Source organism: Peptoniphilus sp. (assembly GCF_034090345.1).
Classification (GTDB): domain Bacteria; phylum Bacillota; class Clostridia; order Tissierellales; family Peptoniphilaceae; genus Peptoniphilus.
In genome coordinates this window covers 1-17,725 of sequence record NZ_JAXDSS010000046.1, presented here as the reverse complement: position 1 = coordinate 17,725, position 17,725 = coordinate 1, and the positions used below count along the sequence as shown (strand labels likewise).

Here is a 17,725-nt window from a genome sequence, read left to right as displayed (position 1 = left end):
CATTAGTAGGAGGAGTTATGAAAAAATTTTTAAAAAACGCTTTGTTGATAATGATGCTGTTATTTGTAATGGTAGCTTGCGCAGATAAGAAAGAAGAGAATACAAAAGAAACTACTGCTAAAAAAGATGAATTAGTTCTGGGGTTAGGTAGTGAGCCGGAACAAGGTTGGGACCCAATACATGGCTCAGGACATTATGGGACTGCTATTTTTCAGTCAGCTCTATTTAAAAGAGATATTGATTTGAATATAGTTCCGGACTTAGCAAAAGAATATAAATTATCTGAGGATAAGAAGGTATATGAAATTACATTAAGAGATGATGTAAAGTGGTCTGATGGAGAAGTTTTTACGGCGGATGATGTTGTCTTTACATATAATTTAGCTAAAGAAGAAAAGACGCCAGGAGTTAATTTGAGTAGGCTTTTAGAAGCTAGAAAATCAGACGAATACAAGGTTGAGATAGAATTGAATCAGCCGGATATTTCGTTTATGTCCTCTATGTGTTCACTGTCAATTGTCCCAAAACACGCTTACAATCAAGATTATGGGAAAAATCCAATCGGGACAGGGCCTTTTAAGCTGTTGGAGTGGAAAGAAGGGCAACAACTTATTGTAGAACCTAATGAATACTATTACGGAGACAAAGTTCCGTTTAAAAAATTAACTTTTTTATTTTTCAAGGATGATGATTCTGTTTTGGCAACAGCTAAATCAGGAGACTGCGATATGATAAAGATTCCTTACACTGCTAAAGATATAAATGTAGAAGGATTCCATGTTGAAAGTATAAAGTCAATAGATAACAGGGGAATTTCAATGCCTGTTGTAAAGAATGAAGGAAAGGTGACAAACGATGATACAATGTCGCCGGGAAGTCCTATTGGGAATGATGTAACTTCTGATCTTGAAATTAGAAAAGCACTTAATATAGCTATGGATAGACAAGAGATAATAGATAATGTTCTAAATGGAGAGGGAACTAAGGCAAATTCAGTTGCCGATGAAATGCCGTGGTACAATGAACAAACTAATGATTTATTTGATGGTGATATAGAAGGTGCAAAGAAGATTTTAGAAGATGCAGGTTGGAAAATGGGAGCTGATGGAGTACGCGAGAAAAATGGACTAAAAGCAAAATTTGATTTGCTGTACTCTTATAAAGAAAGAGAAAATATTGCACTGTACTTCGCTGAGAGAGCAAAAGAAATAGGCATAGATGTGAATCTTGTATACGGAGATTGGGATTTTGTAACTCCAAGAATGTATAGCAGTGCTGTTTTATTTGGGTGGGGAGGATATGACCCTCTAGAGATGTACTATAACTATTCTAGTAAATTTAAAGGATTTGAATATTATAATGCAAATCAATATGCAAATGAAAAAGTTGATGAGTACTTTGAAAAAGCTCTATCTAGTGATAATGTTGATGCACTTTATGAAAATTTCAAGCTTGCTCAATGGGATGGAGAAACAGGTTTATCATGGAAAGGTGATTGCCCGTGGATTTGGTTGGTAAATGAAAATCATCTATATTTAGTTCGCGATGAACTTGAAATAGGAAGACAAAAAATACAACCTCATGGTGGGGGTTGGCCAATGATTGATACAATTTCTAATTGGAAATGGAAGTAATTTTTAAAATGAAAAAGATTATAAAACAAACTTTATTCTTTTGTGTTTTAATTTTAAGTATTTCTTTTATATCTTTTTTATTGATAGATCACTCGCCTATTGACCCTGTTGCTTCATTTACAAGGAGCAGGGCAATAGGTTTAACACTAGATGAAAAACAAGCCCTAATATTAAAATGGGGCTTAGATAAATCGCTATTTGAAAGATATATAATATGGCTTAAATTTTTATTAAGAGGGAATTTAGGAATCTCAAATATATATAATAGACCAGTTTTAGAAATAATAAAAAGAGGGTTTTCATCTTCTATTATGCTAATGGCATGTGCATGGCTTCTACAGGGGATATTTGGGATTGTATTAGGGATCGTTGCAGGGGCTAATGTAGGCACAATAAAAGATAAAGCAATTAAGTTATATGCTTTAATTTTTGCTGCAATGCCTACATTTTGGATAGGGTTGATGTTGATAGTTGTGTTTTCAATAAAATTGAATTGGTTTCCGGCATCTATGGGTTCGCCAATAGGTGTTAGAGATATAGATGTAAATTTTTTACAAAGGTTAAAATATATGGTATTACCTTGTATAAGTCTTGTGTTGGCAGGAGTCTCAAATATAATTTTACAAACACGTGCTAAAGTTGAAGACATTTTAAACTCAGACTATGTACTTTATGCAAAGGCAAAAGGATTAAAGAAGAGAGAGATACTTTGGAACTATGCTTTTAAAAATATGATTTTACCTGGACTGACACTTCAATTTACGTATTTTAGCGAATTGTTTTCGGGGACTGTATTAGTAGAAAATGTTTTTAATTATCCGGGCTTAGGGAATTTGACAGTTGAGGCTGGGCTTAGAGGTGATACGCCTTTACTGTTGGGACTAGTGGTTTTTTCCGGTGTGTTTGTATATGTGGGCAATAGAGTTTGTGATTTACTATATTTATTTATAGACCCAAGGCTTAGGAGGAAAAGTGGAATTTAATAAAGATATAAAATCAAAAATAAAAATTTTTAAAAATACTAATCAACGAAAATCACAAAGACAAATAACATTAACTATAATGACCGTAGCAATATTTTTTATAGCATATATATTTATAAGTTATTGGAGAATAAGTGAAGCAGATTTAAAAGTTAATTTTTCTGAAAAGTTTCTAGGTCCTAGTTTAGAGCATCTTTTTGGAACTGATGCAGTAGGCAGAGATATGTTTTTAAGGACAGTTAAGGGCCTTGGGATATCAATTTGTGTAGGAATGGTTGCAAGTTTTTCCAGTGTTTTAATAACTATGACTTTTGCAATTCTATTGACTGTGTTTGGCAAAAAGACAGATATTATTGTGAATTGGCTGATAGATATATCTTTAGCAATACCACACATGGTGTTTTTAATTGTAATTGCTGTAGCAGTTGGAAGAGGGGTTAAAGGGATTATAATTGGAATAGCACTGACTCATTGGACTTCTCTTACTAGAATTATAAGAGCTGAAATTTTGGAGATAAAACAAGAAAACTACATAAAAATTTCACAAGCTATGGGTAAGAGCAGTTTATATATTGCATTTAATCACGTTATACCTAAAATATTACCACAGATTTTAGTTGGAACTATATTGTTATTTCCTCATGCAATATTACATGAGGCAGGAATAACATTTTTGGGATTTGGATTTGATGCATCTACACCGGCGGTGGGAATAATTTTGTCAGAGGCTATGAAATATTTAATTTATGGTTATTGGCATTTGGCAATATTTCCGGGGATAGCATTGGTGAGTATAGTAGTATGTATTAATTTTTTAGGAGAAAGTTTAAAAGATTTAATTTGCCCATATTCTTATCACAGGTGATTTTATGTTATTAAATATAGAAGATTTAAGCATTTCATTTCTACAGTATGAAAAAGGTCTTAGAGTAAGAGAATTAAATGTAGTACACAATTTAAACTTAAAAGTTGGAGCTAATGAAGTTGTTGCGATTGTTGGGGCGAGTGGGTCCGGAAAGAGTTTATTAGCTCATGCAATCTTAAATTTATTACCATATAATGCTGTTGTAAGGGGTGAAATTTATTATAAAGAGCAATCGTTAAACAATAGATCTATTGAAAAGCTGCGTGGTGAACAAATTTGGTTAATTCCACAGACGGTAAACTCATTAAATCCACTTTTAAAAATTAAAAAGCAACTTAAATTTTATAAAAGAGATGAAAAGAAATACGAAGAAATGTTAAATCAGTTTGGATTAAAAAAAGAAGTCCTTTATAAATATCCATTTGAACTTTCGGGGGGGATGGCAAGAAGGATACTCGTTAGTGAAAGTATGATTAGTGAAGCTGACTTGATAGTAGCGGATGAACCAACACCAGGTATGGACGACTTGGGTGTTGAAGAAACAGTTAACTTTTTTAAATCCTTAAAAGAGAGAGGAAAATCAGCTTTAGTCATAACACATGATTTGAAAATGGCACTTGAGTTTGCAGATAGGATTGCAGTTTTTTGGGATGGGACAATTATAGAAGTTGAAGACATAAAAGATTTTGAAAATAATGGCTTAAATTTAAAGAACGATTACACAAGGAAGTTGTTAAGAGCTTTGCCTGAAAATGAGTTTAAAGTTGACTTTTAGGAGAAGAAATATTGATAAAGTTAGAAAATGTGTGTTTTTCTTATGACAAAACAACTCCAATTATAAAAAATTTGAGTTTAGAATTAGATGAAAATGAAATTTTGGGAATTGTGGCTCCGTCTGGATATGGGAAAAGTACTTTGGGACAGTTGATGAGTGGATATCTAAGACCAAACTCAGGTAAAATTTTAGTGGATGGAGAAGACATAGAAAAATTGCAAGGATTTTTAAAAGTACAAATGATTCATCAGCATCCTGAAAAAAGCATAAACCCAAACTGGAAAGTATCAAAAATTTTAAATGAAGGTTGGAACGTAAGTGAAGAAGTAATTAAAAGTTTTGGAATAAAAGATTTCTGGTTAAGAAATTTTCCAAATGAGCTATCTGGAGGAGAGTTACAGAGAATATGTATAGCCAGAGTTATGCATGAAGATACTAAGTATTTGGTAGCTGATGAAATAACTTCAATGTTAGATGCAATAACACAAGTCAAACTTCTGGAGGAATTAATCAACTATGTGAGACAGAGAAAGATAGGCATGTTATTTATATCACATAATTATGCTTTGATAGATAAAATATCAGATAGAATAATTGACTTAAAAGAGATAAATAAGCGATAAATGGATCATATTTTTCCGTTTATCGCCTATTTTATTTTATATATGTTGTTCTAAATTCAGAAGGGGTAATATTTAAAATCTTTATAAAATTTCTGACGAAAGTTTTTGTAGAATTATATCCTACTAAAGCTGAAATATCTGCGATAGGAAGTTCAGTCTCAGTGAGTAGGTCGCAAGCTTTATGAATTCTAATTTGATTTAAAAAGTTGTAAAAATTTTTCTCAATGTAATACATTAGAATACTATTTATATTTTTTGGTGTGGTCTTAAATAAATCTGAAACTGTGCCTATATCTAATTCTTCATCATAATTTTCATACATATATTCAATTATTTTTAGTCCTCTATAATCAAGCCTTATGTTTACTAATGACTCAGGACATTGTAATTTTTTAAAATCTTTAGTTCCAAGATGATATTTGTCATGGAATATTTTTGATAGTTGCCCGGGATCGGAATAGTTTAATATATATGCAATATCTTTTATATTTAAATTTGTATGAGTTAAAAGAAATTTAGCTTTAAAAATTCTCATTTCATTTAATAATTCATAAAATCCAATTCCGGTAAAATCATGTATATATTTGGAGATGGAACTTTCGCTCATAAAGAATGCTTTTGAAATCAATTCTAAACTCAAATTATTGCAACAGTTTAAAAACATATACATAAAAATCATGTCCGGGTTAATTTCATCGTCAGCTGGTGTAGTTTCATTAATATTTCTTAAATATATAACTAAGAGTTCAGCAAATTTTGAAATGCCATAAAGAGTTGAATAAGGTTTTGATTCTGAAATGAAATTAACAGAGCAAAGTCCAAATTCATCTTTAATATCTTCAAAAATTGATTTTATTTTCAGTGAATCTTTGCTGGAAGGTATGATTACATTTGATTTATAAAGAGAATTTATTATGTTAATGTTTTCACTATTGATATTAAATTCTTTTTTTATATAGATGTTTAGGAGATTAAAATTATAGACCAAAAGATAGTATGTGAGTTCTTCGGAAACTTCTATTATTTCCGAAATTTGCCACGGAGCTATTGAAATTATAACTCCCGGGAATAAGGCTATAATTTTATTTTGAATTTTAATTTTGCCATGTCCTTCTAAGATGTAGATAAATCTGCTGTGTTTATGCAAAAGTGGTTCTGTGGGTTTAGAATCACTTTGTATGTCAAAATTAAAAATGTAGTTATTATCAACAGTTTCGTTATAATTTTCTTGTATTTTAATTTTTTTCATGGTGAATCTCTCCAAAATATAACATAAGGATCAGATAAGAAACATTATTCTATGTTTAAGTTATATTTAATGTGATAAAATTATTATAATACGTAATTCACTTTAGTGCAATTGGAAAACATTGGACTAAATTAGTACTATAAAGATAGCCATATTTGTACATTGTGAGATAATAGAAATTATTTACAGAAAATTAATCTTAATTTGTCTCTGGAAATGTTTTCAAATGTGATAAATTAATCTTAGGTAGTAAAGATAAGTTACATAAAGGAGTGATTAAAATGGCACAAAATCTTAGAGGTAGAAATTTTTTAAAGTTGATTGATTTTAGTTCAGAAGAAGTTCGTTATTTAATGGAACTTGCTAAAAACTTCAAGTCAATGAAAAGAGCAGGACAACCACACAAGTATCTTGAGGGGAAAAATATTGTTTTATTATTTGAAAAGACTTCAACTAGAACTAGATGCTCATTTGAAGTTGCTGGAAACGACCTTGGAATGGGAGTAACTTATTTAGATCCAGCCGGTTCTCAAATGGGACATAAGGAATCTATTGCAGATACAGCGAGAGTTCTTGGAAGAATGTATGATGGTATTGAGTATCGTGGATTCTCTCAAGAAACAGTTGAAGAATTGGGGAAATATGCAGGAGTACCTGTATGGAATGGATTGACTGATGAATGGCATCCAACTCAAATGTTGGCAGATATGCTTACAGTTGAAGAACATTTTGGATATTTAAAAGGATTAAAATTTGTATACATGGGAGATGCAAGAAACAATGTTGCTAATTCTCTTATGATAGTTTGCGCAAAATTAGGAGTTAATTTCGTGGCTTGTGCACCGGAAGAATTATTCCCTGAAGATCATCTTGTAGAAATGGCAAAAGAAATAGCTAAGGAAAATCACTGTACAGTAACTTTAACATCTGATGTTAAAGAGGGTACTGAAAATGCTGATATTCTTTACACTGACATCTGGGTATCTATGGGCGAGCCGGCAGAAATTTGGGAAAAGAGAATATCACTTTTGAAGGATTATCAAATAAACAAAGCGGCTATGGAAAATGCTAATGAAGAAGCTATTTTCTTACACTGTCTACCATCTTTCCACGATACAAAGACAAAAGTTGGAAAAGATATTTATGAAAAATTCGGATTAGAAGAAATGGAAGTTACCGATGAAGTATTTGAATCAAAACAATCATTAGTATTTGATCAAGCTGAAAATAGAATGCATACTATAAAAGCGGTAATTTATGCAACTCTTTGTTAATGGACAACTTATGAGATAGAGAATTTATTGGTGTATTTAGGGGAGACGCAACAGTTTCCCCTAAATCTCAATTAACTAAAGGAGTTTATTATGGAAAATTTAATAAAAATAATATCTGATATAACTAACGCATTTTGGGGATGGCCAATATTAATAGTATTACTTGGTGGAGGGCTTATAATCTGTGTGAGAACAGGATTTATTCAAGTCAGATATCTTTCATTTATTTTAAAACAAACTTTTGGAAAAATGTTTTCTTCTAATGTTGGAGGAGAGGGTTCAGTAAGTCCTTTCCAAGCGGCAACGGCAGCACTTGCATCGTCAATAGGAGCGGCAAATATAGTAGTAGCACCTTCTATTATTTTTACCGCAGGTCCTGGAGCAATATTTTGGATGTGGATTGCAGCTTTAATAGGTCAAGCAACTAAGTTTGGAGAAATAATATTAGGTATTAAGTATAGAGAAAAGAATGTTGAAGGAGAATATGTTGGAGGACCTGCATATACATTTAAAAAGGGTATTGGAGGAACTTTAGGCAAGATAATGGGGTTCTTAGTATCTTTCTTCTTTATGATAGAAATATTGCCATCAATAACATTACAAACGATTTCAGCAGCTGCGCCTTTGGAACAACTGGGTTTATCAAGAGTGGTTTCAGCTGTTATAATAGCTGTGTTGGTTGTGTTAGTAGCTTATGGCGGGATTAAGAGAATTGCTCAAGTAACTGAAAAGATGGTACCTATAATGGCAACAATCTACATATTGGCAGGTCTTGCAATTATAGTTATGCATATAGATAAACTCCCTGAAGCATTTAGAATGATTATAGTCGGAGCATTTAATCCAAGAGCTGTTGTTGGAGGAGCAGCCGGAGCAGGTATAGCTCAACTTATTAGAGCCGGAGCAGCAAGAGGTTGTTATTCAAATGAAGCGGGTATGGGTTCAGCGCCTTATGCACACGCAACAGCAGTTACTGACCATCCTTGTAGACAAGGTATGTGGGGTATATTTGAAGTAATAGCAGATACAATTATCGTATGTACAATTTCTACGCTTGTAGTTATTGTAACAGGGCTTTATCAAAATCCTGATATGAAAGATATAGGGGTTGAGAGAGCATTTAATTCTGCATTTGGACAAGTTGGAACAGCAATTATAGCAATAAGTTTGTTCTTATTTGTACTTTCTACAATAATAGTTATAGTATTTTATGCTGAAAAACAAGGCGAATATCTATTCGGTACAACTATAGGTAAAGTTGTAAGACTTATAGCTTGCGGCATGGTTATACTTGGTGGATTTGTATCATTTGATAATGCAGGAGTATTCTTGGATGCAACTTTAGGACTTGTTGTTTTTACTAACATGGTAGGTATGATAATGCTCAGTGGAGAACTTAAAGAGCTTGTAGATGAATTTTTTAAAGATCCGAAATATTATCCGGGGGCTAAAAAATAGTCAACAAATTTTATGACAGAGGAAAATAAATGGAAGAATTAAAGAATGATAGACTGTTAAAAAAAGAAATTGGATGGGAAGCTCCCATATTTTTAGTAATATTTTTTGGGCTATTTGCCTATATTGGGAACGTAATGGGCGGAACCAATATGATTAAGACAATGATGAATACTGCGTTTGATTTGCTTATAAATGTTTGTTTTTATCTTATGGCAGTTGCAGTTATAGCAGGGGGGATTTCTTCTATATTTTCTGAATTTGGAGTTATAGCTTTAATAAATAAGGCAGTATCTGTAATTATGAAACCAATTTATGATTTACCGGGGGCCAGTTCAATAGGTATATTAAACTGTTTTATGTCAGATAACCCTGCTATATTGACTCTCGCACATGATGATAATTTCAGAAAATATTTTAAAAAATACCAAATGCCGGCCCTAACTAATTTGGGGACTTCATTTGGCATGGGTCTTATCACTGTTACTTCAATGATGGCGTTACCTGTTGATGGAGCAATTAAAGGTGCATTGGTAGGTCTTTTAGGAGCTATTATAGGAAGTGTTGTTTCCGTGAGACTTATGATTAGAAAAACTAAGAAGTATTATGGAACAGAAGAAATGGTTGAGTGTAAGAATACTGTTTCATTACCTAGTGGGAAGAGAAAAATAAGAGAAGGCTCTGTGGGGTCAAGATTTATACAATCTCTTTTAGAAGGTGGAAAGATAGGAGTTGATATGGGTATTGCCATAATTCCCGGAGTATGTTTAATTTGTACAATTGTAATTTTACTTACAAATGGAACAGGAGCAAGTGGAATATACGATGGCAGTGCAAATCAGGGGATAGGAATTTTGCCAATAATTGGCGAAAAACTTAGTTTTATTTTAACGCCACTATTTGGATTTAGCACACCTAAGGCCATTGCTATACCTATAACTGCACTTGGAAGTAGTGGAGCTGCAATTGGTATGGTTTCTGATATGGCTAGTAAAAAAATAATAGGTGGAAATGACATAGCGGTATTTACTTCAATTTGCATGTGCTGGAGCGGATATTTATCAACACATATTGCAATGATGGATGCACTTGATACTAAAGAGATGACGGGAAATGCCATACTATCTCACACAATAGGAGGACTAAGTGCAGGAATAGCATCGCATATAATTTGGGGGTTATTGTTTTAATGGATATTTCAAGATACTCACAGGCAGCTATTAATATAATTAATGAATCGAATCAAGTTGCTATAAGAAATAACAACAATGAAGTAACCGATTTACACATTTTTTATACCATTCTTCTAAATCCGAATAAGAATATTAAGGATTATTTCAAGGAAAGAGGAGTTATTTTACAAAACTTAAAAGAAGATGTTAAAAATGCAATAAGTAAATTGAGAAGTTTGAAAGGTGTTTCTAATTTATACGTGAGTAGATCTTATCAAAGAGTTTTGTTAATATCTGAAGAAATCTCAAGAAATTTATATGAAGAAAAAGTAACTATAGAGCATTTATTTTTAGCTCTTTTAAGAGAGAATGACATTGCGAGTGCTAAGCTTGCAATGTCATTTAAAGTAGACTATGAAAGTTTTATGAGATATGTTTCAAAAAAATTTAATGAAGCTTTTTTAAGTGGAGTATCTCAAGAAACTATGCTAAATCTTGAAAGATATGGGAGAAATCTCACAAAAGAAATAATTGAAGGAAAATTAGATCCTGTTATAGGTAGAGATGAAGAAACAAGAAGTGCGATAAGGGTGCTTACAAGAAGAATAAAGAACAATCCTGTCTTAATTGGAGAAGCGGGCGTAGGAAAGACGGCAATTGTAGAGGGAATAGCTCAAAGAATTGTAAGAGGAGATGTTCCGGACAATTTAAAAGAAAAGATCGTTTTTTCATTAAATATGACTGCGTTGATTGCAGGAGCTAAATATCGTGGTGATTTTGAAGAAAGACTTAAAAAACTTTTAGATATAATTAAAGATTCAGATGGAAAAATAATTTTGTTTATAGATGAAATTCACAACATAATGGGAAGCGGAAATACATCTGGGACCATGGATACTGCGAACATATTAAAGCCAATGCTTGCAAGAGGAGAAATACTAACTATAGGAGCGACAACTATAGAGGAATATAGAAAATATATTGAAATAGATGGAGCTTTAGATAGAAGGTTTCAAAAAATTTTGATTGAAGAGCCAAGCATAGAAGATTCTATCGCCATATTAAGAGGATTAAAGAAAAAATATGAGAATCATCATATGGTAAAAATTACAGATGGAGCATTGATAGAGGCTGTAAAACTTTCAAAGCGATTTTTAACTGAAAGGAAGTTGCCCGATGTTGCACTGGATGTAATAGATGAAGCATGTGCACTCGTTAGAATGGCGAGAGATCAAAAACCGGAAGAGCTTGATAATTTGCATAGAAATATTGTTAAGTTGGAGATGGAAAAGATTGCATTAAAAGATGAAGTGGATAGTGTTTCAAAAGATAGACTAAGTGAAAAAGAAAGAGAAATTGAAAAACTTGAAGCATTATTAAAGCATAGAACTGAATTGTATAATTTAGAAAAAAAGCGACAAGAAGATATATTATTAAATGAAAAAGAGATAGAAGATATAAATTTACAAGTAGAAGAGGCAAAAGAGCTACATGATTTTAAAAAATTAGATGAACTAATTGTTGCCCAAAAGAGGATAGAAAAAAAAGTAAAATCTCTTATTAAAATAAATCCATATTATCCAATACACACCAAAGTTACAGATAATGAAGTAAAAGAAATTATATCTAAAATTTCTGGAATGCCAAAAGTGAATTTACAATTAAATAAACTTGAAAAGCTTGATGAAATAAAGAACTCTATGAAAGAAGAATTTGTTGGTGAAAATGAGTTAATAGATAAGATAGTCAATACTTATATGATTTCAGAGAGTGGATTAATTAATAGAGACAAACCGATAGGGAGCTTTTTAATATGTGGAAGTTCAGGTTCTGGTAAAAGCTATCTTGCAGAAGTTGTATCAAGAAATTTATTTGATGGGCGGACAAGTTTAATAAGATTTGATATGAGTGAATTTAGTGAAAAAGCTTCTATAACAAAATTGATAGGCGCACCTCCGGGATATGTAGGATATGAAAAGGGGGGAGCATTGACAGAAGCTTTAAGAACTAAACCTTACAGTGTGATATTGTTTAAAAATATAGAAAATGCTCATAGAGAAGTTCAAAGCTTGATCATGCAGATTATTCAAGATGGCAAAGTAAAAGATAATAAAGGACGAGAGATAAATTTTAAAAATACAATTATAATACTGACCGCAACGTGTGGTGTTGGTGAAAGTTGTAAAGATATTAATAAAAATTTCGGATTTCAAATTGACAACTATGTAGATTATGTATTTTATTTGAAATCATTGACACCTGGTACTATTAAAAAACTCATACAATACAATTTAAACGAAGTTACAAAATTATTAAAAGATAGTCGAATAGAATTAAACATTACAGATGAGTTTATTGAAAACTTAACAAGTTATGTTTTAAAAGAAAAAATGGGTGCACGAGAAATTAAAAAGTATATAGAGCATGAAATATATTTCTTGATTTGTAAGAAGAAATTAGAAAATCAAACGGATGACAATATAAGTATTATTTTAAAAATGAAAAATGAAAGATTATATGTAGATATTAAATAAAAATAGGAGGCAAGCATGGGAATTCAAATACCTGAATTTAATTCACCAAATTTTTCCGAAGAAAAGTATAAAAATGCACCGAATATTGAGTTGGGAGTTGTTGAAAGAGATGGGGTAGCACCTGATAATTTTTATCTTACAACTCATATGCCAACTTTCTATAAATATGGAGATAGATGGCTATTTCCAAAACATAATTCACTAAACTGTGTAGCTGTCTTAGAAAATGGTGAAATTTTTGTAAAAGAGATAAGAGAACTTAAAAAAGGTGAGAATGTTGTACTATCTTTGACAGGAGAGATAGACACAGGTGTATTGGTATATAGAGAGGGATTTCCAAAATCTATATATTCAACACTGGGTAAGGCAGTTGAAACTTCATTTTCAAAAGACTATGAGTATTTATTTGAACTTATGCAAAATGAAAGAGATAGCGAAGATGGATACATTACATGGGTTTTAGGACCCAGCGTTGTATTTGACTATGATACAAGAAAAGCGCTTAATCAGTTAGCTGAAAATGGATATATTGATTGTCTACTTGGTGGAAATGCAATGTGTACTCATGACTTGGAGGGTGGATTTTTACAAACAGCATTGGGACAAAATATATATACCCAAGAAAATGTTCCTATGGGACACTATAACCATTTAGACTTATTAAATGAAGTTAGGACAACAGGTTCTATAAAAGAATTTATAGCCAGTGGTAATGTAAAAGATGGAATAATAAAGACATTGTCAGATATGGATATTCCTTTTGTATTAAGTGGATCAATTAGAGATGATGGACCACTACCGGAAGTTATAGGAGATACTGAAAGGGCTCTTACTGAGACAAAGAAAGCTCTTGATAAGTCAACATTGATAATTTGTATTGCAACTATGCTTCACAGTCTTTCTGTTGCTAATATGGCTTCAGGATACACTGTTAGAAAAGATGGAAGAATAACACCGGTGTATATGTATTCGATAGATGTAACAGAAAATGTAGTAAACAAAGTTGGAGCAGCAAGAGAACTTATGGCATTTGTACCTATGGTAACTAATGTCCAAGATTTTGTGGTAAATTGTGAAAAAGCTCTTATAACACCTGCAAACAAAGTTTTTGCAGATGAAATGAAAATACCTGAAGAAGAATATGTAGGAATTGAGAGAGACAAAGAAGAAAGCAAGGGGGAGATTTAAAATGAAATTTGAAATGCCAAAATATCACCATCCGGATTTTGAACAAGAATTTTTAAAAAAAGCTCCTAATGTAACTTTAGAAGAAGTGAAAGTAGATGGAATAAGTCCGAGAAATTATCACGCTCTTTCGGTTTACCCTGAATATTTTAAAATAAATGGGAAATGGGTCTTAGCTACACAATCAAGAATGGATACAGTTTGTGTTGCTAATGATACATTAGGAGAAGAAAGTGTAAATATAGTAGAATTTCGAAACCTAAAAAAAGGCGACAAAGTTGTAATAGGACGTACTGAAGATGCTTCAGAAGGTATTTATGTTTGGACTCAAGGATTCTTAACAGCAGATGAGAATACAGATACTTTTGCTTTCCGTTCAGGACGTTCGAGAGAAACGGCATTTTCTATAGATTATGATACTCTTTATGAAGTTTTAAGACATGAAAAAGCGAATAATGGATATGTTACTTTGATAGTTGGTTCTGCTCTTTCGCTTGATACCGATTCAAGAAATGCATTAGCAAGACTTATAAGAAATGGATTTGTTCAAGCGATTTTCTGTGGGACAGAAACAGCGGCATTTGACCTCGAAAAAGGATTGTTTAATACATCTTGGGGACAAGAACATTTTGAAAAAGAACAAAATACAACAAGAAATTTATTTGAAACGCTCAACTTAGCTAGAAAGTACGGATCTACAAAAGCTCTTGTTGAGTCAGGATTGGTAAAAGATGGATTTATAAAAGCGTGTGTTGAAATGGATGTTCCATTTGTAATAGCGGGTACAATTCGTGATAGATTGGGATTGCCTGAGACTATAAATAATGTATATGAAGCACAAAATACAATGCGATCTCACGCAAGGAAAACTTCTACCATAATCATGATGTCAGCTATTTTATTTACAATAGCAACTGGTAACATGACTCCATCATACAATGAATTCAATGGAGAAATCAGACCTGTTTATATGTATACAATAGATATTCAAGAATTTGCCGTTAACAAATTATCAGATAGAGGAACTGTTACCGCTGTCTCAATGGTAACAAATGTACAAGACTTTATAAGAAATGTAGATAGAGCACTTAATAGTTAGGAGGGATTGTTATGAAAAAGATAGTTTTAGCACTTGGTGGAAATGCACTTGGTAATTCACCTGAAAAACAAAAAGAGGCTGTTAAGGTTACTGCTAAATCAATAGTAGATTTAGTAGCAGAAGGAAATAAAGTAATAATTTCACATGGAAACGGGCCACAAGTTGGGATGATAAATTTAGCTATGGAAACTGCTTCAAAGTCAGAAGCTAAAACTCCAAGCATGCCTTTCCCGGAATGTGGAGCTATGAGTCAAGGTTATATAGGATACCATCTACAAAATTCAATAGAAAATGAACTCAACAAAAGAAATATGAAAGTGGATGTTGTTTCTCTTGTAACACAAGTTTTAGTTGATAAAGATGACAAGGCTTTTGAAAATCCAACTAAGCCAATAGGTTCTTTTTATTCTAAAGAAGAAGCTGAAAAAATGATGGAAACAGGATTAGTTTTTAAAGAAGATGCGGGACGTGGATACAGAAGAGTTGTACCTTCACCAAAGCCGATAGACATAATAGAAAAGAAGTCGGTAGAGCTTTTATATAACAATTCAACAATAGTAGTGGCTGCCGGTGGCGGAGGTATTCCGGTGGTAGATGAAGGTGGAGAATATGTTGGAGTTCCTGCTGTTATAGATAAAGATTTTACAACTGCTAAATTAGCTGAACTGGTAGATGCTGATGTATTGATAATTTTGACTGCTGTAGAAAAGGTTGCAATTAAATTTGGAACACCTGAAGAAAAATGGTTGAGTGAAATGAGCGTTGAAGAAGCTGAAAAATATATAGAACAAAAAGAGTTTGCAGAAGGTTCTATGAAGCCAAAAGTTGAAGCGGCATTAGGATTTGTAAAATCAAAAGAAAGTAGAAAAGCTATAATCACTTCTCTTGAAAAAGCACTTGAAGGATTAGAAGGAAACACAGGAACTTTAATTAGACAGTAATTAAAGTAGCATATATTATTAAAAGAAAAATTTTTTATAAAGTTAGATTTAAAAGCCCGGGATTTCCTGGGCTTTTAAACAAATAAAGCAGCGATATCATTTAGGATTTATATATTGTTAAAGCAATCAGATAAAAGGGTAAATATGTATAGTAATGTGTTATGATATTAAAGTAAGATAAATTTATCACAATTAGATATTGGTGAGAATATATACTTATCATAATCAAAGTGATATAATATTAAAAACTGATATAGGAGGTGGAAAAATGGCTAGTGCAATAGAGCGTATTGTAGAAAGTGAGAAGTTGGCAGAAGATCAATTGAGTAGTGCTAAAAAAACTGCAGAGCAGATATTGAGAGATGCAAAAGCCGAAGCCGAAAAATTGAAACAAGAGATATCAGTGCGAAGTGAAGAATTGAGGAGTCAAAAAATTCAAGAAGCTGAAGAAAAGGCTAATTCAATAAGGACTAAAATTCTTGAAGAGAGTAGGAAGAAAGCTGATGTTATTTCTCAAATTGACAAGGGAAAGATAGAGAAATTAGCAGATATGATTGTAGATAAGGTCGTGAAAAATGGCAATAGTTAAGATGCATAAGTTTGATTTGTATACATTTGCCACTCGTCAAAGTGATATTTTAAAATCTTTGCAGGAATTTAAAGATGTTCATTTGAGCGATTTAGAGCTTGCAGAAGGCCAAGATTATTTAAAAAAAGTTGATGTTCCAGAGTCTGTGTCTAAACTTGACAGTGAAATAGGTAAAGTAAAGTGGACAATTGATTTGTTACAAACATATATGCCTGTAGCATCCACGATTGATGGCTTTAAAGGTCAAAAGATAAAAGTTTCATTAAGAGATTTAAAAGAAAAAGCAGATGATTTTAACTTCAATGGACTTTATGAAAAGGTCAACAGCCTTTATTCAGAAAAAAATGAATTAATTCAAAAAATAGCAACTGTTAATGAAGTTATAAATGAATTAGAACCATTTTCGGAATTGAAAGTTGATTTAAGTAAGCTTAGAAATTTAAATCGTATAGAAATTATACCTGGAAGTCTTCCTTTAAGAAATGAAGCACAGTTTAAAGAAGCTTTAGCAAGCTCGGAATTAAAATTATATTCTATAGAAGAGTATAAAATATTAAATGGAATGAAGTATTTGATAATTGCAGTTGAAAAAACAGAAGAAGCTGAATTAACAAATATTTTAAGAGCTAATGGATTTACAAACAATAGAATAAAAACTGAAAAAAGAGTAAGTGAAGAAATTACAGATCAAAGAAATAAATTAAAAGAATTTGAAGATAGAATAGCAGAAATAGATTCTGAGATAGATTTAGAAAAAGAAAACTTAGAAGTTCTTAAATACTATTATGAATATTTGAGGAATGAAAGTTTGAGACAAGCGGCAGTACAAAATTTTGCAAAATCTAAGAAAATAGATTTTATTGCAGGATATGTACCAAGTAATAAAGTTGATGCTTTTAATAATTTATTAGAAGAAGTTTTAGGCACAGAATATTACTTAGAAATTACTCCGGCAGAACAAGAAGACGCAAATGTACCTATTAAATTAAAAAACAACAAATTAGTAGAACCTTTTGAATCAATAACAGAAATGTATTCAATTCCAAGGTACCAAGAAATAGATCCTACACCATTGTTCGCGCCTTTTTATTTTGTATTTTCGGGAATTATGGTAGGTGATATGGGATATGGCCTCTTAGTCACTTTAATAAGTTTATTTGTACTAAAAATTTTAAAACCAGATAGAGTAAAGGCAAGACTTATAAAGTTTGTAATGTATATGGGAGTTTCATCTACATTTTGGGGTTTCATATTCGGCTCTTTTTTTGGAGATTTGATTCCTATTAAAGCATATTTAAATCCATCAGAAGATTATATGAAGATGATAGCAATGTGTATGGCTTTTGG

At 31.9% G+C, this 17,725-nt stretch carries 15 protein-coding genes; 14 read left to right on the top strand and 1 reads right to left on the bottom strand.

The annotated features are described in order from the left end of the window. Positions 1–17: 17 nt before the first annotated feature. The 5 genes from SOR77_RS03465 to SOR77_RS03445 are packed head-to-tail and all read left to right on the top strand — an operon-like array spanning position 18 to position 4,880. Entirely contained in the window at positions 18–1,634 is a 1,617-nt protein-coding gene (locus SOR77_RS03465) for an ABC transporter substrate-binding protein (protein WP_320635797.1), read from the top strand. 8 nt (positions 1,635–1,642) lie between these two features. After that, positions 1,643–2,617 (top strand): ABC transporter permease, encoded by a 975-nt coding sequence (locus SOR77_RS03460; RefSeq protein ID WP_320635796.1) that lies wholly within the window; start codon positions 1,643–1,645, stop codon positions 2,615–2,617. Continuing rightward, positions 2,607–3,482 (top strand): ABC transporter permease, encoded by an 876-nt coding sequence (locus tag SOR77_RS03455; protein ID WP_245946040.1) that lies wholly within the window; start codon positions 2,607–2,609, stop codon positions 3,480–3,482. The genes SOR77_RS03460 and SOR77_RS03455 overlap by 11 nt, the downstream gene beginning before the upstream one ends. Positions 3,483–3,486: 4 nt before the next feature. Beyond that, positions 3,487–4,257: an ATP-binding cassette domain-containing protein gene (locus tag SOR77_RS03450; protein WP_320635795.1), complete on the top strand. Its 771-nt coding sequence runs from the start codon at positions 3,487–3,489 to the stop codon at positions 4,255–4,257. Between the two features lie 11 nt (positions 4,258–4,268). Then, positions 4,269–4,880 (top strand): ABC transporter ATP-binding protein, encoded by a 612-nt coding sequence (locus SOR77_RS03445; RefSeq protein ID WP_320635794.1) that lies wholly within the window; start codon positions 4,269–4,271, stop codon positions 4,878–4,880. Between the two features lie 31 nt (positions 4,881–4,911). On the opposite strand, the gene SOR77_RS03440 is transcribed toward SOR77_RS03445, so the two are convergent. Continuing rightward, complete coding sequence (locus SOR77_RS03440) at positions 4,912–6,129, bottom strand: helix-turn-helix domain-containing protein (protein WP_115312008.1); 1,218 nt, start codon at positions 6,127–6,129, stop codon at positions 4,912–4,914. Positions 6,130–6,410: 281 nt separating this feature from the next. Between SOR77_RS03440 and argF the strand changes: the two genes are divergently transcribed. The 9 genes from argF to SOR77_RS03395 form a co-directional block, all read left to right on the top strand. Then, positions 6,411–7,403: an ornithine carbamoyltransferase gene (argF, locus tag SOR77_RS03435; protein ID WP_004819390.1), complete on the top strand. Its 993-nt coding sequence runs from the start codon at positions 6,411–6,413 to the stop codon at positions 7,401–7,403. Positions 7,404–7,493: 90 nt separating this feature from the next. Then, positions 7,494–8,861: an amino acid carrier protein gene (locus SOR77_RS03430; protein WP_320635793.1), complete on the top strand. Its 1,368-nt coding sequence runs from the start codon at positions 7,494–7,496 to the stop codon at positions 8,859–8,861. Positions 8,862–8,890: 29 nt separating this feature from the next. Continuing rightward, entirely contained in the window at positions 8,891–10,048 is a 1,158-nt protein-coding gene (locus SOR77_RS03425) for a hypothetical protein (RefSeq protein ID WP_320635792.1), read from the top strand. Next, positions 10,048–12,564, top strand: a complete 2,517-nt coding sequence (locus SOR77_RS03420) for an ATP-dependent Clp protease ATP-binding subunit (RefSeq protein WP_320635791.1) — start codon at positions 10,048–10,050, stop codon at positions 12,562–12,564. Before SOR77_RS03425 ends, SOR77_RS03420 begins: the two co-directional genes overlap by 1 nt. Positions 12,565–12,579: 15 nt before the next feature. Further along, on the top strand, positions 12,580–13,752 hold the full coding sequence (locus tag SOR77_RS03415) for a hypothetical protein (RefSeq protein WP_320635790.1): 1,173 nt from the start codon (positions 12,580–12,582) through the stop codon (positions 13,750–13,752). A gap of 1 nt (position 13,753) precedes the next feature. Then, positions 13,754–14,848 (top strand): hypothetical protein, encoded by a 1,095-nt coding sequence (locus tag SOR77_RS03410; protein WP_320635789.1) that lies wholly within the window; start codon positions 13,754–13,756, stop codon positions 14,846–14,848. 11 nt (positions 14,849–14,859) lie between these two features. Continuing rightward, complete coding sequence (gene arcC, locus SOR77_RS03405; RefSeq protein ID WP_320635788.1) at positions 14,860–15,789, top strand: carbamate kinase; 930 nt, start codon at positions 14,860–14,862, stop codon at positions 15,787–15,789. A gap of 268 nt (positions 15,790–16,057) precedes the next feature. Beyond that, positions 16,058–16,378: a V-type ATPase subunit subunit G family protein gene (locus tag SOR77_RS03400; protein WP_320635787.1), complete on the top strand. Its 321-nt coding sequence runs from the start codon at positions 16,058–16,060 to the stop codon at positions 16,376–16,378. Continuing rightward, a partial coding sequence (locus tag SOR77_RS03395) for a V-type ATP synthase subunit I (RefSeq protein ID WP_320635786.1) occupies positions 16,365–17,725 on the top strand: 1,361 nt, incomplete at its 3' end. The genes SOR77_RS03400 and SOR77_RS03395, both read left to right, overlap by 14 nt.

Excerpts from the sequence above, each read along its gene's own strand:
- SOR77_RS03465 (WP_320635797.1), top strand. The coding sequence starts at position 18 with ATGAAAAAATTTTTAAAAAACGCTTTGTTGATAATGATGCTGTTATTT.
- SOR77_RS03460 (WP_320635796.1), top strand. The coding sequence starts at position 1,643 with ATGAAAAAGATTATAAAACAAACTTTATTCTTTTGTGTTTTAATTTTA.
- SOR77_RS03450 (WP_320635795.1), top strand. The coding sequence starts at position 3,487 with ATGTTATTAAATATAGAAGATTTAAGCATTTCATTTCTACAGTATGAA.
- SOR77_RS03440 (WP_115312008.1), bottom strand. The coding sequence starts at position 6,129 with ATGAAAAAAATTAAAATACAAGAAAATTATAACGAAACTGTTGATAAT.
- argF (WP_004819390.1), top strand. The coding sequence starts at position 6,411 with ATGGCACAAAATCTTAGAGGTAGAAATTTTTTAAAGTTGATTGATTTT.
- SOR77_RS03430 (WP_320635793.1), top strand. The coding sequence starts at position 7,494 with ATGGAAAATTTAATAAAAATAATATCTGATATAACTAACGCATTTTGG.
- SOR77_RS03425 (WP_320635792.1), top strand. The coding sequence starts at position 8,891 with ATGGAAGAATTAAAGAATGATAGACTGTTAAAAAAAGAAATTGGATGG.
- SOR77_RS03420 (WP_320635791.1), top strand. The coding sequence starts at position 10,048 with ATGGATATTTCAAGATACTCACAGGCAGCTATTAATATAATTAATGAA.
- SOR77_RS03415 (WP_320635790.1), top strand. The coding sequence starts at position 12,580 with ATGGGAATTCAAATACCTGAATTTAATTCACCAAATTTTTCCGAAGAA.
- SOR77_RS03410 (WP_320635789.1), top strand. The coding sequence starts at position 13,754 with ATGAAATTTGAAATGCCAAAATATCACCATCCGGATTTTGAACAAGAA.
- arcC (WP_320635788.1), top strand. The coding sequence starts at position 14,860 with ATGAAAAAGATAGTTTTAGCACTTGGTGGAAATGCACTTGGTAATTCA.
- SOR77_RS03400 (WP_320635787.1), top strand. The coding sequence starts at position 16,058 with ATGGCTAGTGCAATAGAGCGTATTGTAGAAAGTGAGAAGTTGGCAGAA.